Origin of the sequence: Mesorhizobium sp. M7A.F.Ca.CA.002.05.1.1, assembly GCF_003998335.1 — a bacterium.
GTDB lineage: Bacteria > Pseudomonadota > Alphaproteobacteria > Rhizobiales > Rhizobiaceae > Mesorhizobium.
This window is the reverse complement of the sequence record NZ_RZQI01001555.1, coordinates 1-623: the sequence shown is the minus strand read 5'-3', so window position 1 is coordinate 623 and position 623 is coordinate 1. Positions and strand designations below refer to the sequence as shown.

The window sequence follows — 623 nt, the reverse complement described above, 5'->3', positions numbered from 1 at the left end:
CCTTTCAACCCGATCTCATCGCGCCCCAACTTCCGGAACCACTCTCGTGAACCATTTCGACTACCGCGACGGCGTGCTCCATGCCGAGGACGTGGCGATCCCCGACATCGCCGCACAGATCGGCACGCCATTCTACTGCTATTCGACGGCGACCCTGACCAGGCACTACCGGGTGTTTGCCCAGTCCTTTGCCGGGCTCGACGCGCTGGTCTGCTACGCCATGAAGGCCAATTCCAACCAGGCCGTGCTGCGGACGCTGGCCAAGCTCGGCGCCGGCGCCGACGTGGTTTCGGAAGGTGAATTGCGCCGGGCGCTGGCCGCCGGCATTCCGGCCGGCAAGATCCTGTTTTCGGGCGTCGGCAAGACCGCGCGCGAAATGGACTTTGCCCTTGCCGCCGGCATCCTTTGCTTCAACGTCGAATCCGAGCCTGAACTCGAGCTGTTGTCGGCGCGAGCCACCGCCCTTGGCAAGGTGGCGCCGATCTCGCTGCGCATCAATCCCGACGTCGACGCCAAGACCCACAAGAAGATCTCCACCGGCAAGGCCGAGAACAAGTTCGGCATCCCGTGGCAGCGGGCGCGGCAGGTTTATGCCCGCGCGGCCAAGCTTCCCGGCTTCAGGA

General features: G+C 64.8%; 1 protein-coding gene. It reads left to right on the top strand.

What is annotated here, in order from left to right; all coding sequences use genetic code 11:
* Positions 1–46 precede the first annotated feature (46 nt).
* Positions 47–623 (top strand): diaminopimelate decarboxylase family protein (locus tag EN939_RS37000; RefSeq protein WP_206528481.1); only part of this gene is annotated, 577 nt, incomplete at its 3' end.